The 26,812-nt window shown below is 73.0% G+C and carries 25 protein-coding genes; 8 read left to right on the plus strand and 17 right to left on the minus strand.

Annotated elements, in window-relative coordinates:
* Positions 1–58 precede the first annotated feature (58 nt).
* The 4 genes from KRR39_RS09710 to KRR39_RS09725 form a co-directional block, all read right to left on the minus strand.
* A complete protein-coding gene (locus KRR39_RS09710) occupies positions 59–733 on the minus strand; it encodes a response regulator transcription factor (protein ID WP_216941819.1) in 675 nt (224 codons plus the stop codon).
* Positions 734–776: 43 nt separating this feature from the next.
* Positions 777–1,328: a GtrA family protein gene (locus KRR39_RS09715; protein ID WP_216941820.1), complete on the minus strand. Its 552-nt coding sequence runs from the start codon at positions 1,326–1,328 to the stop codon at positions 777–779.
* On the minus strand, positions 1,315–2,157 hold the full coding sequence (locus tag KRR39_RS09720; RefSeq protein WP_216941821.1) for a polyprenol monophosphomannose synthase: 843 nt from the start codon (positions 2,155–2,157) through the stop codon (positions 1,315–1,317). The genes KRR39_RS09715 and KRR39_RS09720 overlap by 14 nt, the downstream gene beginning before the upstream one ends.
* 80 nt (positions 2,158–2,237) lie before the next feature.
* Positions 2,238–3,902, minus strand: coding sequence for a glycosyltransferase family protein (locus tag KRR39_RS09725; RefSeq protein ID WP_216941822.1), 1,665 nt, complete (start codon positions 3,900–3,902; stop codon positions 2,238–2,240).
* Positions 3,903–4,062: 160 nt separating this feature from the next.
* Between KRR39_RS09725 and KRR39_RS09730 the strand changes: the two genes are divergently transcribed.
* The gene (locus tag KRR39_RS09730) at positions 4,063–4,755 is read left to right on the plus strand and encodes an MFS transporter (protein WP_216941823.1); all 693 of its coding nucleotides are present in this window, start codon (positions 4,063–4,065) and stop codon (positions 4,753–4,755) included.
* Positions 4,756–4,847: 92 nt separating this feature from the next.
* Here the strand turns inward: KRR39_RS09730 and KRR39_RS09735 are convergent, their stop codons facing one another.
* On the minus strand, positions 4,848–5,051 hold the full coding sequence (locus KRR39_RS09735; protein WP_216941824.1) for a cold-shock protein: 204 nt from the start codon (positions 5,049–5,051) through the stop codon (positions 4,848–4,850).
* Positions 5,052–5,283: 232 nt separating this feature from the next.
* Positions 5,284–8,076: a helix-turn-helix transcriptional regulator gene (locus KRR39_RS09740; RefSeq protein ID WP_216941825.1), complete on the minus strand. Its 2,793-nt coding sequence runs from the start codon at positions 8,074–8,076 to the stop codon at positions 5,284–5,286.
* 152 nt (positions 8,077–8,228) lie between these two features.
* On the opposite strand from KRR39_RS09740, the gene KRR39_RS09745 reads away from it, so the two are divergent.
* Complete coding sequence (locus KRR39_RS09745; protein ID WP_216941826.1) at positions 8,229–9,692, plus strand: DJ-1/PfpI family protein; 1,464 nt, start codon at positions 8,229–8,231, stop codon at positions 9,690–9,692.
* Positions 9,693–9,696: 4 nt separating this feature from the next.
* On the opposite strand, the gene KRR39_RS09750 is transcribed toward KRR39_RS09745, so the two are convergent.
* Positions 9,697–10,482 (minus strand): LLM class flavin-dependent oxidoreductase, encoded by a 786-nt coding sequence (locus KRR39_RS09750; protein WP_216941827.1) that lies wholly within the window; start codon positions 10,480–10,482, stop codon positions 9,697–9,699.
* 450 nt (positions 10,483–10,932) lie between these two features.
* Here KRR39_RS09750 and KRR39_RS09755 point away from each other — a divergent pair, with 450 nt between their 5' ends.
* The 3 genes from KRR39_RS09755 (at position 10,933) to KRR39_RS09765 (ending at position 13,338) form a co-directional block, all read left to right on the plus strand.
* Positions 10,933–11,811, plus strand: a complete 879-nt coding sequence (locus KRR39_RS09755; protein ID WP_302053586.1) for a TIGR03118 family protein — start codon at positions 10,933–10,935, stop codon at positions 11,809–11,811.
* A 100-nt stretch (positions 11,812–11,911) separates the two neighbouring features.
* The gene (locus tag KRR39_RS09760) at positions 11,912–12,772 is read left to right on the plus strand and encodes a hypothetical protein (protein ID WP_216941829.1); all 861 of its coding nucleotides are present in this window, start codon (positions 11,912–11,914) and stop codon (positions 12,770–12,772) included.
* A complete protein-coding gene (locus KRR39_RS09765; RefSeq protein ID WP_216941830.1) occupies positions 12,769–13,338 on the plus strand; it encodes a SigE family RNA polymerase sigma factor in 570 nt (189 codons plus the stop codon). Before KRR39_RS09760 ends, KRR39_RS09765 begins: the two co-directional genes overlap by 4 nt.
* A 46-nt stretch (positions 13,339–13,384) precedes the next feature.
* Here the strand turns inward: KRR39_RS09765 and KRR39_RS09770 are convergent, their stop codons facing one another.
* The 10 genes from KRR39_RS09770 to KRR39_RS24665 all read right to left on the minus strand — a co-directional run bounded on the left by KRR39_RS09770 (position 13,385) and on the right by KRR39_RS24665 (position 23,421).
* The gene (locus KRR39_RS09770; RefSeq protein ID WP_216941831.1) at positions 13,385–15,133 is read right to left on the minus strand and encodes a hypothetical protein; all 1,749 of its coding nucleotides are present in this window, start codon (positions 15,131–15,133) and stop codon (positions 13,385–13,387) included.
* Positions 15,134–15,642: 509 nt separating this feature from the next.
* Positions 15,643–16,722: a phosphatase PAP2 family protein gene (locus tag KRR39_RS09775; protein ID WP_254185641.1), complete on the minus strand. Its 1,080-nt coding sequence runs from the start codon at positions 16,720–16,722 to the stop codon at positions 15,643–15,645.
* 22 nt (positions 16,723–16,744) lie between these two features.
* Entirely contained in the window at positions 16,745–17,485 is a 741-nt protein-coding gene (locus KRR39_RS09780; RefSeq protein ID WP_216941833.1) for a hypothetical protein, read from the minus strand.
* Complete coding sequence (locus KRR39_RS09785) at positions 17,482–18,324, minus strand: PIG-L deacetylase family protein (protein WP_216941834.1); 843 nt, start codon at positions 18,322–18,324, stop codon at positions 17,482–17,484. The genes KRR39_RS09780 and KRR39_RS09785 overlap by 4 nt, the downstream gene beginning before the upstream one ends.
* Entirely contained in the window at positions 18,321–19,418 is a 1,098-nt protein-coding gene (locus tag KRR39_RS09790; protein WP_216941835.1) for a glycosyltransferase family 4 protein, read from the minus strand. The genes KRR39_RS09785 and KRR39_RS09790 overlap by 4 nt, the downstream gene beginning before the upstream one ends.
* A complete protein-coding gene (locus KRR39_RS09795) occupies positions 19,415–20,425 on the minus strand; it encodes a lysylphosphatidylglycerol synthase transmembrane domain-containing protein (protein WP_216941836.1) in 1,011 nt (336 codons plus the stop codon). The genes KRR39_RS09790 and KRR39_RS09795 overlap by 4 nt, the downstream gene beginning before the upstream one ends.
* 179 nt (positions 20,426–20,604) lie before the next feature.
* On the minus strand, positions 20,605–21,897 hold the full coding sequence (locus tag KRR39_RS09800) for an RNA polymerase sigma factor (RefSeq protein ID WP_216941837.1): 1,293 nt from the start codon (positions 21,895–21,897) through the stop codon (positions 20,605–20,607).
* 23 nt (positions 21,898–21,920) lie between these two features.
* Positions 21,921–22,283, minus strand: coding sequence for a YciI family protein (locus KRR39_RS09805; protein WP_254185642.1), 363 nt, complete (start codon positions 22,281–22,283; stop codon positions 21,921–21,923).
* Positions 22,284–22,402: 119 nt separating this feature from the next.
* A complete protein-coding gene (locus tag KRR39_RS09810; protein ID WP_216941839.1) occupies positions 22,403–22,777 on the minus strand; it encodes a PaaI family thioesterase in 375 nt (124 codons plus the stop codon).
* A 41-nt stretch (positions 22,778–22,818) separates the two neighbouring features.
* Positions 22,819–23,421, minus strand: coding sequence for a fatty acid desaturase (locus tag KRR39_RS24665; protein WP_254185643.1), 603 nt, complete (start codon positions 23,419–23,421; stop codon positions 22,819–22,821).
* Between the two features lie 64 nt (positions 23,422–23,485).
* On the opposite strand from KRR39_RS24665, the gene KRR39_RS24670 reads away from it, so the two are divergent.
* From KRR39_RS24670 to KRR39_RS09825, 3 genes are all read left to right on the plus strand, one after another.
* The gene (locus KRR39_RS24670; protein ID WP_254185644.1) at positions 23,486–24,121 is read left to right on the plus strand and encodes a hypothetical protein; all 636 of its coding nucleotides are present in this window, start codon (positions 23,486–23,488) and stop codon (positions 24,119–24,121) included.
* 278 nt (positions 24,122–24,399) lie between these two features.
* Positions 24,400–24,870, plus strand: coding sequence for a DUF4383 domain-containing protein (locus KRR39_RS09820; RefSeq protein ID WP_216941840.1), 471 nt, complete (start codon positions 24,400–24,402; stop codon positions 24,868–24,870).
* Between the two features lie 217 nt (positions 24,871–25,087).
* Positions 25,088–26,794, plus strand: coding sequence for an NAD(P)/FAD-dependent oxidoreductase (locus tag KRR39_RS09825; protein ID WP_254185645.1), 1,707 nt, complete (start codon positions 25,088–25,090; stop codon positions 26,792–26,794).
* Positions 26,795–26,812: the final 18 nt, after the last annotated feature.

Here is a 26,812-nt window from a genome sequence, read left to right on the forward strand (position 1 = left end):
CGGTCGGTCACCGACGAGGCGCCGCCACATCCTCGCGGGCGCGGTCACCGTGTCGCCCTCATGGTCTGGTCTGCTCGAGCCGGTACCCGACGCCACGCAGGGTGGTGATGGTGACGCGTTCGGAAGCCTCGAGCCGCGTCCGGAGCCGGGACATGTGCACGTCGATGGAGTTGCTGCGGATGTCGGTCTCGTCGTCCCACACGTCGTCGTAGATGCGTTGGCGGCTGACCACGTGCCCGCGGTTCTCCATCAGCGAGGCGAGCATCGCGAACTCGCGCCGGGACAGGGTGACCTCGTCGTCGTTGACCCAGACGCGTTGCTGGAGCGGGTCGAGCCGGATGTCGCCGAACACCAGTCGGTTGTCGGCGTCCGGGTCGAGGCGTCGCCTGATGGCCCGCAGACGCGCGAGAAGCTCCTCAAGCGCGAACGGCTTGACGAGGTAGTCGTCGGCGCCGGCCTCGAGACCGGCGACGCGTTCGGGGACGGCTCCGCGGGCCGTCAGCATGAGGACGGGGACGTCGTTGCCTTCGCGGCGCAGCTGCTTGCACACGTCGGTGCCGCTCAGTCCGGGCAGCATCAGGTCCAGGACGACCGCGTCGACGTCGGGCTGCCGGGCGGCTGCCAGCCCACGGGGTCCGTCGTGGGCGGGGGTCGTGCGGACGTCGTGGTCGGCGAGGTAGCTGGCGATGAGCTCGACCATCCGCTCCTCGTCGTCGACCACCACCACGTGCATGACGCCACTGTACGGAGGGTGGGAGCTGTCCCCCGCGGACGCGTCACGCAATGCGCACCTCCTCCTCGTCCGCGGGGACGGGTGCCGTGCCGGGCGTCGTGCTGGGTGCAGCGAACACGAACCGCTTGTAGGTGACGTAGCGGAAGACGGTCCCGAGTGCGAGGCCGACGACGTTCGCGGAGATGTTGTCCGCCAGCCTGCTGGTCAGGCCCAGCAGGTCGTGGGAGACGGTCAACGTCAGGACGGAGAACCCGAACCCGATGATGTTGAACACGACGAACAGGGCTACTTCACGACGCCGGTCCTGGGAGGGCCGGTTGCGCCAGGTGAACGTCCGGTTGCCGGCATACGTGACGCACATCGCCGCCACCACCGCGAGGGTGCGGGCCACCGACGGGTCGAGGGTCGCGAACGGCTGCGTCGAGCGGAGCAGGTTGAACGCGGCGACGTCGACGACGTAGCCGGTGCCGCCGACGGCCAGGAACGTGAGGACCTCGCGGGAGAGGAACCGGCCGGCCCACCTCTGGACCAGGCGTTCGACCGGCCCGCCGGCGGTGAGACCGACGGCCGGCAGGACGTGGTCAGGCCGTGGCACGGTGACCCCCGACGGACGGGGCGGGGCGTGCCCGGTGCGTCAGCTCCTGCCAGCGCCACACGAGCACCCGGGCGAGCGCCTCGGTGACGATCGGACCCGACATCTTCGAGGTGCCGACGGTGCGGTCGGTGAACGTGATGGGGACCTCCCTTACCGTCAGGCCGAGGCGGACGGCGCGCCAGGTGTTCTCGACCTGGAAGCAGTAGCCGTTCGACGCGGACGTGGCCGCGCCGATGCGTTCGAGTGCGTCCCGACGGAACCCCTTGAACCCGGCGGTGGTGTCGTGCACCGGGAGCCCGAGGACGAGGCGCACGTAGAGGTTCCCGCACCGGGAGATGAGCCGCCGGCTCACCGACCAGTTGCTCACCCCACCCCCGTCGACGTACCGGGACCCGACCGCGACGTCGGCGCTGCCCAGCGCGTCGAGCAGGGCAGGCACCCGGTCGGCGGGGTGGGAGAGGTCGGCGTCCATCTGCACGACCGCGTCGTAGCCGTGGGTCAGCGCCCACGCGAAACCGGCCCGGTAGGCGGCACCGAGTCCGTCCTTGACGTCGCGGGACAGCAGGAACACCTGCCCGGCCCCGCAGGTGCCCGTGCCGTCCCTCGTCGGGCCCGCGTCCGGTCCGGAGCTGGAGCCCAGGTGGGCCGGGTGGTGGGTGACCAGCCGGGCGGTCCCGTCGGGGCTGCTGTCGTCGACGACGAGGATGTCGACTCCGGGCACGGCGTCCCTGACCCGGTCCAGGACGGTGGTCACGTTCCCCGCCTCGTTGTAGGTCGGGATGACGACGAGTGTGCGTGCGGCCGGCACGGCGCGGTCGGCGGGCTCCATGGGTGGCTCCTCGGCGGGGTGGTGGACGGGGCGGGACTCGAGGCGGAGTGCTGCGAGGGCCGGCGGCGGGTGCTGCCACATCACTGGTCACCCGCGCCGCACGCGGAGGCCGGAGGGGTCGCGCTCACGTGACGGTGGAGGCCGTCGTGCAGCCACACGGTGTGCCCGCACACGTCCGCGACGGCCCGGTAGTGGGTGTGCAGCGCGGCGTCGACGCGGTTGTGCGGGTCCAGGCCCCACGGGTGCGGCTCGTCCCACCGGACCACCCACGTCGGCGCGGAGACGCCGCTCGGCCCGTTGCTCCGGCTGCGGTGCGGGCGGGCATCCAGGACGTGGGTGAGCAGGGTCAGTCGAGGGTCCAGGGTGCGCACCGGCAGGCTCCACGCGTACGGGTAGCCGGGGGTCAGGCCGGAGGCGTTGATGACATTGGCGTGCGTGAACGGCACCACGAGGGTGTCGCCCGGTTCGGAGGCCCGGGCGATCCAACGACCGGTCGTGTACGCCTGGCTCGACCCGTGGGCCGCGTTGACGGCCGCGACCGGGCTGGCGACCGCTGTGGCCGCCACGGCCAGGAAGACCAGACGACGGGTCCAGCGAGCGCCGGGGGCGCGGCTGTTCACGCTCAGGCCGGCGGCCAGCGCGACCATCGGGATGAGGGCAATGAGGTAGTGCGACCAGAAGTTCCCGCCCGCGAGGACCCCGACCACCTCGACGCCGCAGGTCGCGGCGACCGCCCACGGCAACGGGTCCAGCCGCAGCAGACGACGGCGGTGGCTGACCGCGAGGTGCCCGCCCAGGAGCAGCAGCCCGGACAGCCAGGCGAGCACGGTCAACGTGCCCAGGCGACGCAGCGGAGCGGTGAACGACGAGGCGGCGATGACGGCGGAGGCGTCCGACCTGAACCCGACCACGGCGTACGCGAGCTGGCCGACTCCGCCGTGCTGCGTGGCCCACGCGACGGCCGCAGCGGCCGGGACCAGCGCGCCGACGACCCAGGCGACCCCCACGAGCAGGACCTGGGTCGGCCGGTACGTCAGCCGGTTGACGCGGGTCGCGAGACCGACGCCTGCCAGGACGACGGCGAAGACGAACCCGTCGACGAAGTTCTGCTTCATCAGGACGGCGGACGTCGCGGCCGCACCCGCGAGCATCCCGAGCAGAACCGTCCTGCTCCTGCTGCGAGACACGCGCACGGCCCGCAGCGTCGCTCCGACGGAGACGGTGACGAACGCGGCGGCGGCGAGCTCCCCGTTCAGCCGCTGCGCCTCCAGCAGGACGGACGAGGCGAACGCGAATCCGGCCCAGGCCGCCCACTTCGCGGCCGGGCGGCCGCCGACAGCCTCCGCGGTCCACGCGAGCGCCGCCACGAGACCGACCGCGAGCAGGGTCGCGCCGAGCCGGACGCCGTACGGACCGAGCTGCTCGACGGTCGCGAACAGCGCGATGAGACCCGGGGGCCGGTCGACCCACTGCGGCCCGTACAGATAGCCGCCCCCCTGCTGCCAGTGCCGGGCGACCATCGCGAAACCGCCCTCGTCCGACCCGAGCCGGCGGGTGAGGGACAGCAGGTGCACGACCAGGGTCGCGCCCAGGGCGAGCAGGAGGGCGTGCCGCTGCGCCCAGCCACTGACGCGCGGCCAGGTCCCGTCGCTCCGCGTGGGGGGTGCGACCGGACGGTGCGGGAGAACGGCGCCGGTGGCTGGGCGGGGGCCGACGGGGAGGTCCGTGGCGGGTGCGCGGTCCACCGCCGCAGCCCCGGCAGCTCCAAGGTCCTCTGCGTCGCGAAGGTCAGGTTGCCCGCTCATCGTCTCGGACGCTACGCAGGCCACATGACGGGAGCATGAAGCCTGGAGGGCGGACCGGGCGGTCGGTGCGGGCCGCGGCGTGGCGTGCACACTCGTCGTCATGGACACCGGGGCGAGGCCCCGCGAGACCGAGCCCTCGGACGGTTCGCAGATGTCGGCGTGGCGGTTCGTGGTCTGGTTCGGCATCGTGGCGATGCTCGCCGACATCGTCTACGAGGGCGCGAGGTCCATCACCGGGCCGTTGCTGGCGTCCCTGGGCGCCACCTCGTTGGTCGTGGGGGTCGTCACCGGCGTCGGCGAGTCGGCGTCGTTGATGCTGCGGCTGGTCTCCGGGCCGCTGACCGACCGAACCGGGCGGTTCTGGGCGTGGACGTTGGCCGGCTACGGCCTGACGGTGGTCAGCGTCCCGTTGCTCGGCCTGGCCTCTGTGTTGTGGGTGGCGTCCGGGCTGGTCATCGCCGAACGGGTCGGGAAGGCCGTTCGCTCCCCCGCCAAGGCGGCGGTCGGCGCGCTCGCGTGGGGTGTTGCGCTCGGGGTGCAGGAGTCGACCTTGCGGGCCACGGTCGCGGACCTGGTCGGGCCCGGCCGCCGAGCGACGGCGTACGGCATCTTCGGCGCCGTCCTCGGGGTGTCGGCGGCGGCGGGTGGGGCGCTGTCCGGTGGCCTGTACGAGGTCTCGGTCCGGTTGCTGGTCGCGGTCACCGCGCTCGGACAGGTGCTGGCCCTCGTCGTGCTCGCGGTAACGCTCCGGCGCGCCCGCGACCTGCGCCGGACAGCTTCACGCGGCGTCTAGAGGGTGCGGCGACCGCACCGGCCGCGTCGTGCGTCGGGACCCGACGCACGAAGAGCCCCGACCGCGTGTGCGGTCGGGGCTCTTCGGTGAGGTCAGGAGACGCGAACGTTCTCGGCCTGCGGGCCCTTGGGGCCGGCGGTGACGTCGAACTCGACCTTCTGGTTCTCATCGAGCGACTTGTAGCCGCCGGACTGGATGGCGGAGTAGTGGACGAAGACGTCCTCGCCGCCGCCGTCCTGGGCAATGAAGCCGAAGCCCTTCTCGGCGTTGAACCACTTGACGGTTCCTGAAGTCATGTTGTTTCCCTTGTTCGTGCCGAGAGCACAGCGCCCTCGAGCTGCTGAAGACATCCACCTGTACTGATGTCCAGCGAACCGAAGACCAGGAGTACGAGACACAAGCCGCGACATCGTGCGCGGCCAGGACGGCTTGCAGAGCCATCCCTTCAACAGGACCCACGATAGGGCATCGGATGCGTGTTCGGGGCATCGGCGAACCGCGCGCCGACCGAGTCGCGTCCCGCGCGGGCTACGCGGGCACCGGTGCGGGGTCGTCGAGGCCGAGGTGGACGAGCTCGCCCCGGGAGGTGACGCCGGTCTTGGTGAACACGTTGCGCAGGTGGAACGCGACCGTGCGCGGCGACACCCAGCACTGGGCGGCGACGTCCTTGTTCGACAGGCCCTGGCTGACCAGTGCGGCCACCTTCAGCTCCATCGGGGTGAGGTCGAGAAGGGTGGAGGGGTCGCGCCTGCGGGCCGACTCCCCGGACGCGCGCAGCTCCTGGGCCGCACGTTCGACGAGCGCTTCGACGTGCAGGTCCTCGAACGTGTCCAGTGCCGCCCGGAGCTGGATGCGGGCGTCGACCCGCCGCTGGCTGCGACGCAGGTACTGGCCGTAGCCCAGCTGGACGCGGGCGCGGTCGTAGGGACGGTGGGCGGCGGCATGGTGGGCGAGCGAGGTCTCGAACAGCTCGGGAACCCGGTCTCCCCCGCTCGCGTCACCGTGCTCGGACGTCCTGGCGCGACCGAACGCGGTGGCAGCGTGCACCCACGGGAGATCGGTGCCGGCGGCGAGCACCTCGAGGTCCGCCACCCAGGCCGCTGCCTGGGTGTGGTCGTCAGCGCCGACGGCGGCGTCGACACGGTCCTGGGCGGACATCAACATCAGGGCGGGCAGCTGCATCGGCCGCGAGGCCGCCGCCATCCGGCGGAAGTGGTGCAGGGCCCCGGCAGCGTCCCCCGCGAGCAAAGCCCGGACGGCCTTCGCCCACCGGGTCAGGTCCTCGACCGGCTGGGCGAGGATGCCGACCGGCGGGTGCGCGGCCACCAGGTCCTCCAGGACCGCGAGCCGTTCGTCGTAGTCGGGGCGGCCCTCGAGCGCGGCGAGCAGCGTCAGCCACGCCCGTGGCGCCGCCGTGGCTGCCACCTGCCCGACGCTGAGAGCGAGCGTGACGGCCTCCTCGGAGGAGTTCCGCAGAGCCGCCCACTGTCCGCCCACGTACTGGCTGAACGGGACGCGCTGGAGGGCGTACAGGACGGCCATCCCGTCGCCGTTCTCCCGGGCCGTGGACAGCATCAGGGCGTAGAACCGACGGTGCGACTCGTCGTCACCGAGGTGCAGGGCAGCGTTCGCGAGGTTCCCGAGCAGGTCGAGGTCGGCGAGGGTGTCGCCGGCACCGAGAGCCGTCTGCTGTGCGATGCGCAGCTCTCTCAGGGCGGCGGCCCGGTCCCCGGCGATGTCGAGCCGGGTGCTCACCAGGAGCTGCTTGAGACATCTGGTGCGTGGCGTGTCGTGCGGCGAGACACCGACGTCGATGGTCTCCGCGCCCAACCTCGCCCCGCTGTCGATGCCGTGGCTGTGCGCGATCGCGGCAGCCACGGCCATCTCCAGGGCGCGGACCGGGTCGTGGGCAGCCACCTGCTCGGCGGCCCGGGTGAAGATCCGGTGCGCGTCGGCCGCCGACCCGAGGTTGACGGCGATGCGGCCGCGCAGCCGGTCGACGTCCGCGAGCAGCAGCGGGTCGTCGGCGCGCTCGCGAGCCGCCCCCAGCAGCGTGGAGGCCCGGGCGGTCTGGCCCGACGCCCACGCGTTGCGGGCGGCGGCAAGCTGGCGACCGGCCTTGGCGTGCGGGTCGACGGTCAGGTCGGCGGCCCGTTCGTGCGCGTCGGCGGCTGCCCGGTAGCCGCCACGTCGCCCGGCGCGTGCGCCGACCTGGTCGAGGGCGGCCACCAGGTTCTCGTCCGGTCCGTCGGCGGCCGCCGCGCGGTGCCAGGTCGCCCGGTCGGAGTCCCCCACGCCGTCCAGGGCGTCCGCCAACGCGCGGTGTGCCCGACGACGCTCGAGGCCGGTGGCGGCCTGGTAGACAGCGGACCGGACGAGCGGGTGCCGGACCGTGACGGTGTCACCGCTGAGGACCAGCAACCCGGACCGCTCGGCCTCCGCGACCGCGTCCGGGCCGACGCCGAGGGCGGCCGCGGCGACCTGGACGTCGATCAGCCGGCCGGTGTCGTCGGCGACCGCGACCAGCATCACCGTCTGGGCGGGGTCGCTGAGCCGACGGCACCGGTCCAGGAATACCCGTTCGACCCCAGAGGTGAGCAGCAGCTGCGGGGGGAGCGCGGCAGATCCGTCGAGCTGGGCCTCGCTCAGGACGGTCGGGAGCTCGACGAGCGCGAGCGGGTTCCCGCCGGTCTCCGCGACGAGGCGGTCGCTGACCTGGATCGGCACCGCGACCGGGACGTTCTCGGCCAGCAGCGCGCGCACCGACGCCGCGTCGAGGCCCGACAGCCGCACGGACGGGACCCCGTCCGGCGCGAACGTCCGGGCGTCGCTGTCGCGGGCCGCGAACACCACCGCGACCGGGTCGGCGTCCAGGCGTCTGGTCGCGAACAGCAACGCGTCGGCGGAGGCGGAGTCGAGCCAGTGCGCGTCGTCCACGACGCAGACCACCGGCTGATCCTCGGCCGCCTCGGTGAGCATCGACAGGGTCGCCACCCCCACCAGGAACGGCTCGGCGGTGCCGGTCTCCTGCCCGAACGCGACCCGCAGCGCGTGCGCCTGCGGAGCCGGGAGCCTCGCGACCAGGTCGAGAACGGGTCGCAGCAGACGGTGGAGCGCCGCGAACGCCAGCGGAGACTCCGACTCCAGCCCCTGGGTCCGCAGCACCCGTACGTCGTCCGCGCTCGACAACGCCTCCCTCAGGAGGGCGGACTTCCCCGCGCCCGGTTCCCCGTGCACCACGACACTGCCGGCCGTGCCGTGCCGTGCGTCGTCGACGAGCGCCGCCAGGCGCGCCAGCTCGACGTCTCGCCCATGCAGCACGTCGCGACCGTACCGTGCCCTGCCGCGCCGACGCCTGCGTACGCCCTGCGCGGCATCCCGGCACTTTGACCGGGTCGACCACCCGGCGGCCCGGCCAGAGTGGACCCGATCCCCGTTCCACTGAACGGCCCCACCCGTCCCGAAGGAGCACCGTGAACCCCTGGCCCCGTCGTGTCCTGACGACGATCCTGACTCTCACCGTGGCGCTCGCGACCCTGGCCGGCGTCGCCGTCGCCGGGGCAGTCGTCACCACGCGAAGCATGCACCAGCCCGTCCCCACCCGGTCGCATCCCGCTGCCTCGACGGCGGTCCCGTCCACCGGGCCGGGCAGCCTCGCGGGCGACGTGAGCGGGCAGAACGGCCGACGGCTGGTGGTCGCGTTCGTCGTCGGTACCGGCGGCACCATCGCCAGCGACCTGCTCGCGCCGTACGACATCTTCTCCAGCTCCCCCGCCTTCCGGACCTACGTCGCCGCGGCCGACGCCGGCCCCGCCCCGCTGGAGGGCGGTCCGGCCGTCCTGCCGACCTACACGTTCGCCGACGTCGACGCGAACCCTGCACTGACCCCCGACCTGGTCGTCGTGCCCGCCCTCACCCGACCGAGCGGCAGCAGCGAGGCACCCCTGCGGACGTGGGTGACCCGCCAGCACGACGACGGCGCGCGAGTCCTCGGGGTGTGCACCGGGTCGCTCGTCCTCGCCGCCACCGGGATGCTCGACGGGCTCCACGCCACCAGCCACTGGTCCCGGATCCACGCCCTCGAGGCCGACCATCCCCGCGTGCACTGGGTGCGCGGTCGCCGGTACGTCGAGGACGGGTCCGTCACCACCTCCGCTGCCGTCACCTCCGGCGTGCCCGCCGCTCTGCACCTCGTTGCCGAGCTCGCCGGACCCGCCGAGGCGCAACGCGTCGCGGACCTGCACCCGGAGCTCCGATGGACCCCGACCGAGACGACCTCCATCGCCGCGGACCACTTCACCGGCTCCGACTGGCCCGTCGGGCTCGACTACGTGATGCCGTGGTTCCGGCCGACTGTCGGTGTCGCCCTGCGTGACGGCGTCGGGGAGCTGGACGCGACGGCCGCGTTCGAGGTGTACAGCCAGTCCGCCGCGGCACGCACCGTCGCTCTCGGCCCCGGCGACACCGTCCGCACCCAGCACGGCCTCGTCCTGCTCACCACCCGCCTCGTGCACGCCCCCCACCTGACGCGTGTGCTCGTCCCCGGAACACGCACATCCGGCGCGTTCGACGCACGACTGCGTGCGTGGGCCGACAACCGGCACCTCGCCGTCGAACGGCTCGCCGACCGCTCCGGTCCGGACGGGCCCGGCGGGGGTGGGTTCGCCGCCGCCCTCCAGGACCTGGCGGACCACACCGACGGCGCCACCGCCCTCACGACCGCCAAGATGGTCGGCTACCCGGCCGGCGGCCTCCACCTCGGCAGCCGGCACCGGTCCTGGCGGACGGTCCTGCTCGGCATCCTCGGCCTCGCGCTCGCCGTTCTCGTCGGGCGCGCCCCGGTCGCGCTGGCTCGGCGGCGGCGGCCCATGAGGAGGGCCGAGGACAGCCGGGAAGGCTCGGTGTCACCCGCCTCGCAGACGCGTGGATCGGCCTGACCGGTCAGGGGCCCGCTTCGACGATCCGCCGGACCTCCTCGAGGTCGAGGTCGAACGGGCCGATCCGGGTCAGCACCCACGAGGCGCCACGGTCCAGCCACGGTGCGGGGTCCTGCTCAGGCCGTACGTCGACCACCACCTCGAAGCCCGGTGCCGGGGAGTGCTCGCTCAGGCCGCCGACCACGTCGTCCAGGTCCTCGGGCCGGTCCAGGCCGATGACGAAGAAGCCCTGATGCCGCGCGGCCCGGCGCAGCGGCGCCCGGTTGCCGAACCGCCCGGCCAGCCAGATCGGCACGTCCGGTGCGGGGCGGAAGCGGACCTCGCGGACGGCGTAGTGAGCTCCGTCGTGGTCCACCGGCCGGCCGGCCAGGAGGCCGGTGAGGACCTCGAGCCCCTCGTCGAGCATCCGGCCGCGGGCTCTCGGGTCCGGCTCGTCCCCGAAGGCGCTGAACTCCCCCACCCAGTCGTCGCCCAGCCCCAGGCCGAGCACGAACCGGCCACCTGACAGCACCGCCAGGCTCGCTGCCTGCCGGGCCAGGACCTGTGGCCGGCGCCGCGCCAGCGGGGTGACCATCGGCCCGAACTGCAGCTTCTCGGTCCGCATCGCGATCGCCGCGCAACAGGTCCACACGTCGGCGATCGCGGTGACCCGCTCGCCGTACTGGAGGTGGTCCCAGACGAAGAAGCCCTCCCAGCCGGACGCCTCGGCGGTGGCCGCCAGATCGGCGATCACCCGCGGGTCGGCCAGGGCATCGAAAGGGGCGACGAAGAGCCCGCGACGCGTGGTCATGGCCACGATCATGCCCACGCGGCGACGGCCGGGCACGGTCGGGGTCGGTGCGCACCGGGCCGGCAACACGTTGTGCCCCGGGATCGACGAAGCACCTGTTCGCAGGGGCGGACGGCCGACCGCCCGGTTGAACCCTCCCGGCGCCGGGACCGTGAGTCCAGAGTGGCCCGCAACGCGTCACACGGGTGCGCTGCCGAGGCCCTGGAGGATGCATGTCCAGTCACTCCCGCCCACGATCGTCGACCCTGCTCGTCGGTGTCGGTGTCGGAGTCGCCGCCGTCGCGGCGGTCGCCTCGTTCACCGCCGTCCCGGCGGCCCCGGGGGCCGTGCGTGCCGGCTCGCACCCCTTCCACGTCGTGACGATGGTGTCCGACCAGGCGGGCCGGGCGCCGGTCACCGACCCCTCGCTGGTCAATTCCTGGGGCCTCGCGCTCGCGCCGACGAGCCCCCCTGTGGGTGTCCGACAACGGGACGAACACCTCCACGCTGTACTCCGGAGCGACGGCTCCCGGCAGCCCGCCGGCCAAGGTCCCGCTGACGGTCAGCATCCCCGGGGGTGGAGCACCGACCGGTGTCGTGTACAACCCCGCGAGCCGGTTCGTGCTGTCCACCCACGGCAAGACCGGACCGGCGCTGTTCATCTTCGCGGGCGAGCACGGCTCGCTGACCGCCTGGAACAAGACCGGAACCCTCACCCAGGCAGTGCCGGTGGCGCACACCGGGAACACCGTCTACAAGGGGCTGGCGATGGTGACGATGAAGGGCAGGCCCTTCCTGCTCGCCGCCAACTTCGGTCGTGACCGGATCGACGTGTTCAACAGCCACTTCGCCCGGGTGCGCATGTCCTCGGCCTTCCGGAACCACGGCATCCCGGCCGGCTACGCGCCGTTCAACGTGGCCAGTCTCGGCAACCGCGTGTACGTGTCCTACGCCAAGCAGGATCCGGCCAAGCAGGACGACGTGCCCGGGCGCGGCCACGGGTTCGTCGACGTGTTCACCGACAACGGCCACTTCCAGCGTTCGCTGCTCCGGCGCGGCGTGCTCGACTCGCCGTGGGGGATGGCGGTCGCACCGACCGGGTTCGGCGGGTTCGCGGGCAGGCTTCTGGTCGGCAACTTCGGCAACGGCAGGATCCACGTCGTGAACCAGCGCACCGGACGCGTGCTCGCGACGCTGCGCAACGCGGCGGGCAGCCCGCTCACCATCGACGGGCTGTGGGGTCTGTTGCCCGGCAACGGCACCGCGGGCGGCACCTCGGACGTCCTGTTCAGCGCCGGTCCCGGTGGTGAGTCCCACGGTCTCGTCGGGCTGCTGCGCGCCGGCGGCTGAGCGACGGAGAGGCAACGCTCCTGGGCCGGGCGGGCCGGCCTGACAACCGATCACCGGGCCGCTGCGTATCCCGATGAGAGGCTGGACTCCAGGAGGCGCGATGGGCACGTTGCAGGAGGAGCTCGACCGGTCGTTCGGCGACGGTCCCCCTCTCCCACCCGTCCGGAGGCACGTCGCGGGCGGCCGCCGCGCCCTGGTACGACGCCGGGTGGCCGTCGGGGGCGCCGGGCTCGCGGCGGCCGTGGTGCTGGTCACGAGTGCGTACGCTGTCCTGCCCAGCTCCCCGACCGGCTCCGACCGGGTGGCCGGGAAGCCGGTCCTCGCGGCAACCCCGAGCGTCTCGCCGGCCACGAACGACCCCTCCCGGCCCCCCGCCGAGACGCCCTGGCCGCGCGGAGAGCTGGTCCGCTACGTCGACGGCACGCTCGAGGTCCGGCCGAAGGTGATCGTCCACGAGCACATCCGCAATCCCTACGGGTTCGAGCCGCCGGCGCTCTCCGACGCGCTCGACGTCACCTGGAGGGGCCGGCGGCAGTGGCTGATCCTGGAGAAGCACCCGATGCCCCAGGGCATCACCGTGTCCTCCTCGACCCCCAGCAACGGTTGGGCAAGCTTCGCCGCCTACGTCGCCGACCAGGTCGCCGCGGACGGAGGCAGCGGCTGGCCGGACACCTTCCGGCTCGATGACCGGGGAGAGGTCGTCCCGACCACGGGCACCCGGGTCCTCAACCGCACCGACGACCCGCGGCTCGGCCCCGACTTCGCCCCGCGGGGAGCCACGACGGGCGCGGCTGTCATCTCGGTCGCCGGCGAGAAGGGCAGCTACTTCGTGGTGTGGAGAGTGATCGACGGGACGCTCGACGTGATCACCACTCCTCCCGACGACATCGTGGGCGCCACCTTCGCAGAGCTCCTGTCCGGCGCACGCGCCCGGTACGCCTCGGGCACGGGACTGCGATGAGCCGGGCTTCGAGGGACGACGAGTTCAGCACCTTCGTGGCGGCCCGACAGGTCCATCTCCGACGTATCGCCTACGCGGTGTGCGGCGACTGGCACCTCGCCGACGACCTGCTGCAGACCTCGCTGGTCAAGCTGTACGTCGCCTGGCCGCGGCTGCACCAGGACGGTCGTGAGGAGGCCTACGTCCGGCAGATCATCGTGCGGGCCAACATCGACGAGAGCCGACGACCCTGGCGGCGGGAGCGGTCGGGACTCGACGGGCACGACCCGGTCGCGCGGCGGGAGCTGCCGACCGAGGAGCGGTCGGCGCTGTTCGAGGCACTGCAGGACCTGCCCCTCATGCAACGTCGGGTGGTCGTGCTGCGGCACTGGCTGGGCTTGTCGGTCGACGAGACCGCCCGCGAGCTCGGCATCGCGACCGGCACCGTCAAGAGCCACTCGTCACGGGGCATCGAGAAGCTGAAGACGGCGCTCGCTCCGGCGGACGCGGTCGACCCGGGCCGAGCGGGTGAGGACGCACGGCCGCAGACCGCTCGGGCGCCCTCGGAGGCGTCCGAGCTCTCCTGACCGCGCTCGGCCGGTGCCGGGCACGCGAGCTGCGGCGACCTCGGGCCTAGGGGAACGTCGACCGCAGGAGCGCCACGGACCCCACCACCCCGAGCAGCACGATCGTGGCGGCAAGGAGCAGGACAGCCACCCGGAACAGGGTCTCCCAGGTCGCCAGCGGGTCGCGGGAGAGCCGTTTGGCGTCCGGTGCCAGGTCGGTCACCTGTGAGGTCCGGCCGGTGGTCAGGTCATGGGTGAGCTGGCGGGCGCGCTCGGTTGCGCCGCCGGTGACCACGGCTCCCGTCGCGACATCCAGCAGTGCCCACGCTGCGGTCACCCCGCCGAGGTACGACACCCGCGCCGAGGAGCCCAGGACCGAGCGGCGCGTGATCACGTCGGCCCCGGCCTGAGCGGTCTGCACGTACAGCACGTGCGTGATCGCACCGATCCCGTGCAGCGCCTCCCGCGCGCAGGCGCGGGCGACCGGGGACAGGCCGGTCGCGTCGGGGGTGGACGCCGCGGTCAGGTCGGTGCGTGCGACGGCAGCGGCCGCCAGGGCATGGTCCAGCACGGCGCGAGCGGGCCCGACGGCCCGCTCGCGGGAGGCGATCTCCCCGGTGAGCATGTCCACGTCGGCCTTGAGCGCGCTCGCCCCCGGGTCGGGCACCCGGGGGTCGGTGAGGGTGTTCGCCCAGTCCTGCCGGGCCTTGTCGAGCTGTGCACGACGGTCGGCGAGATCGGCTGCGACCGGTGCGAGCTTCTTGCGCAGCTCCAGGGTGGCCGCGTCGAGCTCGTCCAGCTTCGCCGCCAGGACGCTCACCAGGGTGAACGTGGAGCTGTGCTCGGCGATCGCCGCGAACGAGTCCAGCTTCACCTGGATCTTTTCCGCCCTGGACGTCACCTGCGCGCGCGCGGCGTGCTGCGCCTGGTTGAACGCCCTTCTCGCGGCCTGCTGCACCCGCCCCGGGGCGACATCCGGCTTCGCTGCCGCCTGCGCGAAGGAGTCCGTCACCGCACGGATGACAGCCTGGGAGGCCGGGTCGAACGTCTCCCGGACCAGGAGCCCTCCGGGGCTCAGCGCACCGGTGGCGAGGACCGCGAGCAGCGAGGTCTCCACGGGCACCTCGGTGGCGAGGACGGTGAAGTCGGTGGCGACCAGGCCGACCACGTCTGCGGCCGCCTGCACCGGTCCCGCGGCCGTTCCGGTCGGCGTCCCCGTCTCCCGCGGTTCCGTGCTCCCCCCGGCTCCGTTGTCGGCGACGGACGGTCGCACGACGTCGAGCTCGACCGGTCGGTCACCCGAGCGGCTGCCGTGACCGTCGTTGCTCTCGGCGCGGGCGTAGCGGGACACGGCCCGGTCGAGCTCGGTCGCGGCCTGCTTGGTGGCGCTCAGGAGGTGACCGAGCTCCGCCTTCCTCCTGGTGAGGGCGTCGCGCACGGACCGGGCCTGGACGTCGCTGCTCAAGACGTTCATGTCGCCGGTGACCAGCACCCGCCACTCGGTCTGGTCCTGCGGATGCGCAGCGCGGACTGCGAGGGCGATCTGCTCCGCGGTGTCGGCGAGGACCTGGTGGGTCAGCCACGACGCCAGGGATCCGGCCCGGGCGCCCAGGGTTACCTCGCCTCGAGGCGCGTCCCCGCCCGGACCCGGCGCGAACGCGGCACGACCCGGCTGCTGGGCTGCCTGGACCTTCGCGCGCGCCTCGACCTTCTGAGCCTCGAGCAGCAACCGCTCGAGCGTGCCGTCGCTGCCCGGGGCACCGGACGGCGCAGGGTCGGTGGAATGCACCGGCTGGGTGGTTCGGGCGGACTGCATGAGATTGACCATCGTGACTTCCCCGTTCCCCGTGAACGGCGCGACCTCTGCGCTACGACGCCGGAGCAGGACTGCTGGCACGTCGCGTGCTTCGCGCTCTCCTGCTCCCGATCCTGCCCGTTCCGCCGCGTCACCGGAAGCCCTCGCAGGTCCGGCATCCGCCCAGAGCCGCCCCCAAGGAGGGCAAGGATCCGGAATCCGGGAGACGCGCCCAGTGTGGGGATATATCAGGAAATGTCGTCCCAGACCCGGCGGCCCTGCAGCCATCCGTCTCGGAACCCGGGGAGCACACATGAGCCATGCACGAGCAGCGTCGAGCGCGACGGGGCGCCGTGCGTCGGAGGGTCTCGGGTACGCCCGGTGACGTCTGCGCCGGACCGCGGCCTCACGCGTGCCGTCGAGGTGGGCGTGCTGGCGCCCCTCATGGTGGGGATCTCAGGGAAGCCCGGGGAGAAGGAGCGCTGTTCCCCGCCTTGCTCCCCCGCAGCTGAAGAGTGCCTGACCGTGTGTCACCGGGGCCGCTCCCGCCGGCCGCGACCCCCGGCGGGAGGGCCGTCGGACCGGGCGGGTCGGAAGACTCTCGGCCAGGTCCCGTCGAGCGGCACGATCCGCAGGGCGGCGGCCACGCTCACCAGGGCGATGCCGAGTCCGACGAGGTCGTCCACGAAGAAGTGCCAGCCCAGGTACACCGTGGCCACGATCGTGCCGCACAAGAACACGGTGAGGACGGCGGCGAGCCGGCGCAGGCCCAGCCGCCAGGCCATCAGCACGATCACGGTCGTCACGCCGACGTGCAGGCTCGCGAACGCGGAGACCTGGGCGAACGCGTCGTGCGCCGACGGGTCGGCCAGGAGCCGGGTCCGCTGAGCGAGGTACAGGGTCTGGGTGTCCTGCACCAGGGTGTGCGGGAGACCCGCGAACTCGCCCGGCGCCGAGTGGAAGGGGCCGAGGGACGGGATCGCGTAGTAGGAGGCGACCCCCAGGATCCACACGCACACGAACGAGGTGATGAACGCATACCCGTCGCGGATCCGGTCGGGCAGGACGACTGCGGCGACGAACGAGACCGACACCAGGGTCGAGAAGGACTCGTAGACGCCGACCAGGACGTAGGTCGCCACGCCCTGGCCGAGCAGGTCGTGCAGCAGGACGGCGGGACTGTGCCCGAGGAACAGCCAGCGGTCCCACCCCAGCAGCAGCCGGTCGCGCGGCCGGTTCAGCACGTCCCAGCTCTTCAGGTTGTGGTAGCAGAAGTAGACGACGTGGTAGGCCCCGAGGGCGCCCGCGGCGAGCAGCAGGCGTCGTGCACCCCACCGGTGACGGAGGGTCAGCAGGACGGCGCGCGCCCGGGTGCGCGAGCCGGCCGGAGCACGTCGTACCGCGTCCACCGCGAGCAGCACGACGAAGATGCCGAGGGTCAGCAGGACCCGCCGCGCGAGGATCGCGCCGTTCGGGTCGCGCAGCGGGATGCCGGTCTGCAGCGAGCGGACCAGGGTGACCAGGACGAAGGCGGCCACCAGCGACCACAGTCGTACGACGGACGCACGGCCCGGGCCTCCGGCGTCGACGTCGGAGCGAGGGACGGGCACGGGAGAGGGCTCCTCGACGTGGTCAGGCAGCATCGGTGGTGCCCGGGGATCGGTGTCGCAGGAACTTCTCCGGTCCACCAGAAGCACGGGCACCGCTTGCGAGCCACGCGTGCAGCGCCCGCGCGTCCCGCCGTTCGATCTCGTCGAGGCAGCGTTGCCGCCAGGCGACGATCTCGAGGCGCCCGGTCGCCGTGCTCTCGCCGGTCAGGTCCCAGAACGACTGCCGCCACAGACGGCACAGCGTCCCGTCGTCGAGGCCCCGCGGCTGCGGTCGGTGCGACGACGGTGCCTGGGGCGGGGCCCCGGTCCGGCCCGGGGTGGGCGGTGGCTCGGCCGCGGCCCGGGGCCCCGGGCGGCGCACGGCTCGTGGGGCGGCCCCGGCGGGGCGGACGGCGGCGCCTCCCCCGGTCGTCGGGCCGCGACCGCGCAGTCGGCGCACGAGGCGCCAGGCCACCGGGGAGGTGACAAGGACGAGCGTCAGGAGCAGCAGGGCGAGGGCCGGAGCGAGGCGGGCGACCGCCCAGTAGCCGACGACCGCGGCGGCGGCTGCCAGGCCGGGCCGCAGCACCGCGCGGGGGTCGCCGTCCGGGGCGGCCCGGGTGCCCCGCAGGCTTCTCGTGGCCAGCACGACGGCGGTGGCCACGACGGTCACGGCGGCCAGGCAGCCGAGGGCGACTCCGGGGCCCCACTCGAGCATTCCGAGGCCGATGCCGCACGTCGCGACCAGCGACCACGTCGCCCGCCACTTCGAGGCGCCGTTCACGGGCGTGCCGACGGGGTGCGCGCCCGCAGCGACGCGAAGACGTCGCCGACCCGGTCGGGCGCCGGGCGGCCCTGCTCGACGTACCACTCGTGACCGAGCAACGCGGCGAACACCGGCAGGGGCAGCGCGGCGAGGTGGTCGATCAGCCGCCGGGGGCCGGGGCCCCGGCGCTGCGAGGAGTGCGCTGCCATGGCCGCACGCTTGTCCCGGGCCACGGCGCCCACGCGCACCCGGTGGGTGATCGTGTGCGGGTCGGCGAAGACGCCTGCGGTGCCGTAGGGCGCGGACCGGCCCAGCGGATGACCCACCAGGTGCAGCGCCCGCAGCAGCCCCCGGAAGCCCCGGCCGGGCAGCGTGGCCTCCAGCACGACCGGGGTGCCGGCGAGTCCCGCCGCCCGCGTGCCGGCGCGGTGCACCTGGACATGGTCGGGATGCCCGTAGCCGCCCTGGGCGTCGTAGATGGTGAGCACGTCGGCGTGCTCCTCGTCCAGCACCTGGACGAGCAGGGCGGCGACGTCCTCGACGTCACGGTGGGCGAAGCAGTCGGTGTCCGCCGGGTCGGGGTGCAGCCCGGAGTCCGGCAGCCCGAACCGGACGACGCGGTGGACGCCGAGCGCACGTGCCGCGGCGTCGAGCTCGTCGCCACGGGTGCTGGCAAGGGCCGGACCCGCACCGTCGGCGGCACCGGCCAACCCGCGCTCGCCGTCGGTGGCCGTGACGAGGACGACGCGGTGCCCGTCGCGGGCCGCCCGCGCCAGGAGGCCGCCGGTGAGCAGCGTCTCGTCGTCGGGGTGGGCGTGGAACGACACGAGGGTGAAGGTCCGCGGGTCGGGGCTCATGGTGCGACCACCTCGCGGAGCGTCCGGGGGCGTGCCTCGACGGCGGTCTCGTAGGTCCGGTCGTGGAGATGCAGCGCGCGGGGCCAGGTGTGGGTGCTCGGGACCGTGCGGTTGTGCTCGCTGATCCGGGTCCGCAGCGCCGGTTCGCGGACCAGGCGGGCCACCGCGTCCCGCAGTCCCCGGTCGTCGTGGGCCAGCAGCCCCTCCACGCCGTCGCGGACGAACTCGGTCAGACCGGTCGTCGCGAGCCCGACCACCGGGAGGCCGACGGCGCGCGCCTCGAGGGCCGCGAGCCCGAAGGACTCGAGCCGCGCTGGTGCGACGTACACGTCGCTCTCGGCCAGGATCCTCCGCACGGTCGGGTTGTCGACGCCCCCCCGCAGCGTGACGAGGTGACCGAGGCCGCGTCGGCGTACCTCGTGCTCCACCCGGGGCCGCAGAGGGCCGTCGCCGACCAGGACCAGCTCGACCGGCAGGGCGGCCGAGGCCTGCAGCCGGTCGAAGATCCGGAGCAGCTCGAGCGGGCGCTTGCGAGCGGCCAGCCGCAGGGTGCTGACGATCCGGACGCTGTCGTGGACCGGGGGCGTGCTCGCGCGAGGTGCCGCGTCCACTGCGTTCGGGAGGACCTGGACCGACGTACCGGCGCGCAACCGGGGGGCCACCTGCCCGGCGGCGAGCCGGCTCACCGCGCTCCACGTGACCGGAGCGCTGCGCAGCCCGGCCAGCGCGGCCGCCCAGGTCGGCAGCGGACCGAGACCGTTCCACAGCGAGTGGACCGTGACGACCGTCGGGACGCCGCGCCGGGCGAGGGCAGCCGCCACCGGTGCGGTGAACGGCGCCACCACCGAGACATGGGCATGGACGACGTCCACGTCGCTCGTCCCGGTCCGCCAGCCCTCCGACAGTGATCGCGCACGAAGCACCTCGACCGGCCCGGAGTCGTCGGACCACCGGCCCTCCGCACGGGACGGCGTGGACGTGAGCACGCGCACGGTGTGGCCGGCCGCCTCCTGACGCGCGGCCAGGTCGGCGACGTGCAGCTCGATGCCACCGGTGACCGGTGGGTAGTGGTCGGTGACGTGCAGGATCCTCATGCACCCACCTCCGCGAGGCCCGCCGCGCGCTGGCGCTGGCGCCAGGCCCAGCCACCCAGGAGCGCTCCGCCCACCGGGATCTCCATGACGACGAGGAACACCCGGTAGAGGACGACGCCGGCGACCACGGAGGCAGGGTCCAACCCCGTCGCCACCAGCCACGCGATCACGCCGATCTCCGCCACGCCGGCACCGCCCGGCGTGACCGGCAGCAGGGTGCCCAGCCGCTCGAGGGCGGCGGCCACGAGCACGACGGACAGCGCCGGACGCAGACCCACCGTGCGCAGGCTGAGGTCGAGCAGCAGGACCTGCGAGGCGATGTACGCCGTGCTGCCGACCAGCATCCGTGGCCACCCGTCGTTCAGCGCCCTCCGGATCAGCGACGCGGAGTCACGCAGCGGGCGACCCAGCCGTGCGCGCAGCCGGCGCCCGCCGGTCGGCGGCCCGGTCCTGAGCGCCAGGACACCCGCCCCGCCGAGAGTGGACGCGGCGATCCCGCACGCCAGCGAGATCGTCCACAACGTCCGAGGGACGTCGCCGGGCTGCAGGACCAGGACCCCCACTGCCACGAGGGGCAGCGCGAGCTTGGTCAGGACGTCCAGCGCATTGGTGAGCACGCAGTACGCCACGAAGGAGGCGTTGGTGTGCCCCCACCGGGTGACCATCCGCCAGTTCAGCGCGGTGCCGACGGCACCGCCCAGCGGCACCACGTTGGACACCGCGCTGCCGGTGAGGTTGAGCAGCAGGCCTCTCCGGACGCCGAGGCCGGGCAGGGCCGCCGACAGCACCACCGCGTAGATCGTGAGTCCGGACAACCAGACCAGGGCGAGAAGGCCGAGGCGTCCTCCGGAGACCTGCCCGAGCTGGTGGGCCACCTGGCCCCACGTGACGCCGGCGACGTGCCGGGTCGCGGTCCAGAGACCGGCGGCGACCACGGTCGCGACCAGTGCGGCGCGCCACCCGTAGCCGATCCGCCGGGACGCCCGGGACCTAACTGTGACGGGCACGGGGCACCGTCCTGGGGGGCGGCAGAGGCCCGCGGCCGTCTCCGGTCAGCACCCGGCACAGCGCCCCGGCGTGTGTCGGGACCACCTCGACGGCCGCCGGTGCCTCGATCGCCATCACGTCTACGACGCTAGGTCGCGGACCTGAACGCAACATGACGCCGTTCGGCTCGGCGCGGGCCTCACCCGGACTTCGGCACCCGCGCCAGGTTCAGCTCGCCCCGACGACGCAGGACGGCCCGCTCGCTCTCGTTCCTGGTGCGCGCGGCCGCCTCGGTGAACGCCTCGCTCGCCTGCGCGTGCCGCCCGGCCCGTTCGAGGAGGTCTCCACGCACACTCGGCACGAGCGGCGAGTCGCCGAGGGCCCCCGCGTCCAGCTCCTGGAGCACGGCCAGCCCCGCGTCGGGGCCGAACGCCCGCCCGTAGGCGACCGCCCGGTTCACCTCGACGACCGGTCCCGGCGCGGCATCGGCCAGCACGTCGTACAGAGCCGCGATGCGACGCCAGCTCGTGTCCTCGGCGCGCCCGGCGCGGGCGTGCTGGGCGGCGATCGAGGCCTGCAGGAAGTACTTCCCGACCGGCTTCCCGCGCGCGGCGAGCCGCTCCGCCTGCTGCAGGGCGGCCAACCCGCGCCGGATCAGCAGCTGGTCCCACCGGGTCCGGTCCTGCGCCTCCAGCAGGACCGGTGCGCCGTGCTCGTCGAGCCGGGCGACCATCCGCGAGCCCTGGATCTCCAGCAACGCCTGCAGCCCGAGCACCTCGGGCTCGTCGGGAGCCAGTGCGGCCAGCATGCGCGCGAGCCTCGTCGCCTCGCTCGCCAGGTCGGGACGCATCCAGTCGTCGCCGGCGGTCGCCGTGTAGCCCTCGTTGAAGATCAGGTAGATCACGGCCATCACGTCGTCGAGACGCCTGGTCCGCTCCGGCCCCGTGGGCAGCTCGAACTCGGCGTGCGCCGCGGCGAGCGTCTTCTTGGCCCGCGAGATGCGCTGGCCCATCGTGGACTCGGTGGCCAAGAACCCGCGGGCGATCTCGGCGGTGGTCAGGCCGCCGACCAGGCGCAGCGTCAGCGCGGCCCGGGACTCGGCCGACAGGGAGGGGTGGCAGGACAAGAAGATGAGCCGGAGGACGTCGTCCTCGATGTGGTCGACCTGGCCGTCGAGGTCGGGCATCTCCTCCTCCTCTCCCCCGCGGGCGTGCTCGAGCTCCGCGAGCTTGCGGCGAAGGACGTCGGCGCGCCGGAAGTGGTCGATGCCGCGCCGTTTCGCGATGGTCATCAGCCACGCGACCGGGTTCTGCGGCACGCCGGACGTGGGCCACTGCTCGAGCGCGGCCACGAGTGCGTCCTGCGCCAGGTCCTCGGCGAGCTCCACGTCCCGGGTCATCCGGGTGAGAGCGCCCACGAGGCGGGCCGACTCGGCCCGCCACGCGGCGAAGATGGCCTCGGTCGGGTCATCCGCGTTGGTCTCTGCCGGCACGCTGCCAGCGTAGTGAGTCCTGGTCAGTCGCCGGGCGCCTCGGGGCCCGTGGAGATCTGGCGCAGGGTCGAGATCACGGTGACCTCGGGCCAGTACTTCGCGTGCAGCTCGGCGAACTCCCGCTGGTCGGCCACGGCATCCTCGAGGGTGTCGTACTGCATGATCGCCCAGCCGCCGACGACCTCCTTGGCCTCGGCGTACGGCCCGTCGACCCGGCTGACCTCGCCCTGGCGGACCACGAAGTTCACGGCGTCCTCGGTCCCGTACAGACCGCCGCCGTCGAGGAACACCCCCTTCTCGGCCTGCTCACCGATGTAGGCGTCCATGGCCTCGAACAGCGCCTGAGGTGGCGTGCCGACGCCCTCTTCCATCCTCACGAATCCCATGAATCGCGGCATCTTGATCACTCCTAGTGGTTGCCGGGGAGTTGCTTCTCGCCCGTACGTCGAACGACCGTCACGCTCTTCGACACCGACCCTAGAAGTTTTCGGCGCGCGTGCAGGGATCAGCTCGCGACGAGGGCGAAGGTCGCCAGGGCGTGCACCAGGGACGTGCCGTCCTGCGCCACGTCGGCCTCGCAGATCGTGAGGCTCTCGCCGCGCTTCCGCACCGACGCCGTGACCACCAGCCTCCCGGGCTTGCCGGGGCGGAGATAGGTGACGGAGAGCTGGCTGGTCGCCGCCGCCTCACCGTCGGCCACGCTGCGCACCGCGGCTCCCATGGTCATGTCGACCAGGGTGGCGAGCATGCCGCCGTGCACGGCGCCGGCGGCGTTGAGGTGCCGTTCGTCGACATCCACCTCGAGGCTGGCCTCGCCGTCCCCGGCCGTGGGAGCCTCCGCACCGATGAGGGCGATGAATCCGGAATCGCTGTAGGTCACGCGCGGAGGCTACCGCCTGCCGGTGCCGTGCCGGGTCTCCGCTACACGGCCTGGGGCAGACCGAGAGCCGGACGCACCGCACGCGGCTGGCCGGGAGCCGCGAGGGCCGGCGTCCCCTGCTCGACGGACGGTCTGCGGAGCAGCCGGACGATCCGGCCCGGGGCGGTGCGGAGCGTGGTCTGCTCGAGCCAGCCGTTGGGCAGCGAGAGGCGGAGCACCTTGTGCCAGGCACTGGCGACCTGCTTGGGCAGCGGTGCGGCGTGGTAGGTCAGCCCGTGGCGCTGGAAGAGGTCACGGACCTTGGGGGCGATCTCCCGGTAGCGGTTGCTCGGCAGGTCGGGGAAGAGGTGGTGCTCGATCTGGTGGGACAGGTTGCCGCTCATGAGATGCATCGCCCTGCTGCCCGAGATGTTGGCGGATCCGAGCATCTGCCGGAGGTACCACTGGGCCTTGGTCTCGCGCTCGTCGAGAGCCCGCTGCTCGAACGTCTCGACCCCTTCGGGGAAGTGGCCACACATGATCACCGAGTGGCTCCACAGGTTGCGGGCCAGGTTCGCGGTCAGGTTGGCGGCGAGGGTACGGCGCCAGGACCGCCCGGACAGTGCCGGGAAGACCACGTAGTCCTTGGCCACCTGCAGGGCCATCTTCCGGCCGGTCTGCTTCAGCCGCGAGCGGAGCTCGGGGGGTGACGCCCCGCTTCTCCCGCAGGTGCTCCCCTATCTCGATGTCGTACATCGCGATGCCGTACTCGAAGATGCAGGCGTTGACGAAGTTCCACAGCGGCTGCGCCAGGTGCCGCGGCTGCCACGGCTGGTCCTCGTCGACGCGCATGATCCCGTAGCCGAGGTCGTTGTCCTTGCCCAGGATGTTCGTGTGGGAGTGGTGCTGCACGTTGTGCGCGCGCTTCCACTGCTCGGGCGGGGACGCGTGGTCCCAGTCCCAGGTCGTGGAGTGGATCTTCGGGTCTCTCATCCAGTCCCACTGCCCGTGCAGGACGTTGTGGCCGATCTCCATGTTGTCGAGCGCCTTGGCCACCGCCAAGCACGCCGTCCCCAGGAGCCAGGCCGGCGTGAGGCCGCTGCGCAGCAGCAGCGCCCGACCGCTCAGCTCGCAGATCCGCTGCGCCTTGATGACCCGGCGGATGTACGCCGCGTCGCGCTCGCCCCGGGCTTCGAGGACGGTCTGACGGATGTCGTCGAGCTCGCGGCCGATGGCCTCGACGTCCGCATCGGACAGGTGGGCCACCTGGTTGTCAGGCTTTCTCTGGAGAGCAGTCACTGGAGGGTTGTTCCCCGTCACGGCAACCGCACTCCGGCAGGGACACCGCCGATTTCTCCGGCCTAGACGTACTGATCGGGCATGTCCGTCGCGGCTCGCGAAAGCGGCGCGGCTCGGCGACGCCGGCCCCGGGTGAGCGGGACGCATGGGACGGATGGGACCGGGTAGTGGACGGGAGCGTCGAGATCGCGGCGTCAGTCGCCCCACAGATCTCGTTCGACCACGGTCCCGCACGGCCGGACCCGTCACGCCTCTCTCGCAAGTCGATGACGTCCGTCACACCACCCCCTGAACCCGGTACACGACGTGCCGCGCCCCCTCACCTCCCCCCTGAAGGACATCTGATGACCACCAGCGACACCCGCTCCACCCCGTCCACCTCGTCCCGCACGCCTCTGCAGCTCGCCGCGGCCGTGGTCGGCGGCGTCTTCCTGCTCGTCGGGGTCCTCGGCTTCGTTCCCGGCATCACCACGCACTACGGCGCCATGGCGTTCGCCGGTCACGGCTCTGGCGCACTCCTCCTGGGAGTCTTCATGGTGTCGGTCCTGCACAACGTCGTGCACCTGCTGTTCGGAGTGGTCGGCCTGGCCCTGTCCCGCAGCTGGAGCGGCGCCCGCAGCTACCTGGTCGCCGGTGGCGCGGTGTACCTCGTCCTCTGGGTCTACGGCCTGGTCACCGACGACATGAGCCAGTCCAACTTCGTGCCCCTCAACACCGCCGACGACTGGCTGCACCTGGTGCTCGGCCTCGGCATGATCGGGCTCGGCATCGTCCTGGGTCGCAGCCACGACCGCCGTACGACGACCGCCGGCTGACCCGCACCGTCCCCCGCGACGTCGGCACCCGCAGGCGCGCCGGCACCCGTCCATGGGGTGCGAAGGCGAACACGGGAGCACGGCGTCCGGGGCGAGGTTGCCGCTGCACGGGGGTCTTGATCATCGGCACCGTTCTCGACAGGATCGACAGGGTGTTCCGTCCGGGTTCCGGCGGTCCGCGGACGGCACCGTCGCCCGAGAGCTGAGGAGGGACATCGTGGTGGACCCGGCCATCATCCTGGTCTCGGAGCACCACGCCGACGTGCTCCTCGACGAGTTCCGGAGCAGGTACCAGCGCGACTACGAGCTGCGCACGGCGACGAACACCGCGCAGGCCGAGGAGGTCGCCCGCGAGATCGGCGACGCCGGCGGCCAGGTAGCGATGTTCGTCACCGACTCGAGGCTGCCCGACGTCGACCACATCTTCGCGGCGATCCATCGCTGGCGCGTCGTCGTGCCCACGGCCCGCCGGGTCATCGCGGCGCACTGGGACTACTTCCTCGCCGACGGCCCGAGCCTCCGGATCGGCCTGGCCAAGGGCAAGTACGACGCCTACCTGCTGATGCCGCGGGGCAAGCGCGACGAGGAGTTCCACCACGCGATCACCGACCTGCTCTCCGACTGGACGTCCACCGTCCCTCAGCCCGAGGTCGTGACCGCCAAGATCGTCTCCCCGGCCCGCGACTCCCTGACGATGGCGATCCGCGACTTCCTCGATCGGATGGGGATGCAGAACCGGGTCTGGCACCCGGACGCTCCCGAGCTCCAGGACTACCTGGCTGGGATCCGCGAGCAGCTGGGCGTCGAGGAGCTGCGCTGGCCCCTCGTCGTAGCAGCCAACCGAGTGCCGATCCAGGCCACGAGCGTTCGAGACGTGGCGATCTCGATCAACGGCCGGCCCGGTGACCTCAAGATCGACGAGGTCGTCGACCTCGCCATCGTCGGCGGCGGGCCGTCCGGGCTGGCGGCGGCGGTGTACGGCGCCTCCGAAGGACTCTCGGTCGTCGTCCTGGACGCCGAGGCGATCGGAGGCCAGGCCGGGACCAGCTCGATGATCCGCAACTACCTCGGTTTCCCCCGCGGCATCTCCGGGATGCGGCTGGCACAACGGGCCCGCAACCAGGCGCTCCGCTTCGGCACGCAGTTCTTCACCGGATGGGAGGTCACTGCCCTGGAGCCCGGCGGGGAGGGCAGCCCCCACCTGCTTCGCTGCGACGGTGGCGAGATCCGGGCCCGGACCATCCTCATCTCGAGCGGTGTCACCTACCGCAAGCTCGGCGTACCCGCGCTCGAGGACCTGGTCGGGGCCGGCGTCAACTACGGCGCCGCCATGACCGCGGCCCGCGAGATGGAGGACTACGACGTCGTGGTGGTGGGCGGCGGCAACTCCGCCGGGCAGGCCGCCCTGCACCTGGCCCGGTTCGCGCGCACGGTGACCATCGTGGTCCGGCGGCCCAGGATCGAGGAGACGATGTCGCAGTACCTCGTCGACGAGATCAGCTACAACGAGCGGATCGAGGTGCGGCCCTGCACCCGCGTGGTCGACGGAGGCGGTGCGGGTCAGCTCGAGTGGCTGTGCCTCGAGGACACCGTCACGGGTGAACGCACCACCGCGCAGGCACGGGGACTGTTCCTGCTGCTCGGCGCCGAACCGCGCTGCGACTGGCTCCCCCAGGAGCTGGCCCGTGACAAGAACAGCTTCGTCCTCACCGGCCGCGACGTCCCGCGTGACCAATGGGTCGACGGGCTTCCCCCGGCCAACCTGGCCACGACGGTGCCCGGGATCTTCGCGGCCGGCGACGTCCGCTCGGGCTCCATGAAGCGGGTGGCCGCGGCCAGCGGGGAGGGGGCGTCCGTGGTCCCGCTGGTGCACGCCTACCTCGCCCCGACGCCCGAGGACGAGGTCACCACCCCGGTCTCCTAGCGGACGGCCGGCAACCGT

It is taken from the genome of Nocardioides panacis, from assembly GCF_019039255.1.
Taxonomy (GTDB): domain Bacteria; phylum Actinomycetota; class Actinomycetes; order Propionibacteriales; family Nocardioidaceae; genus Nocardioides_B; species Nocardioides_B panacis.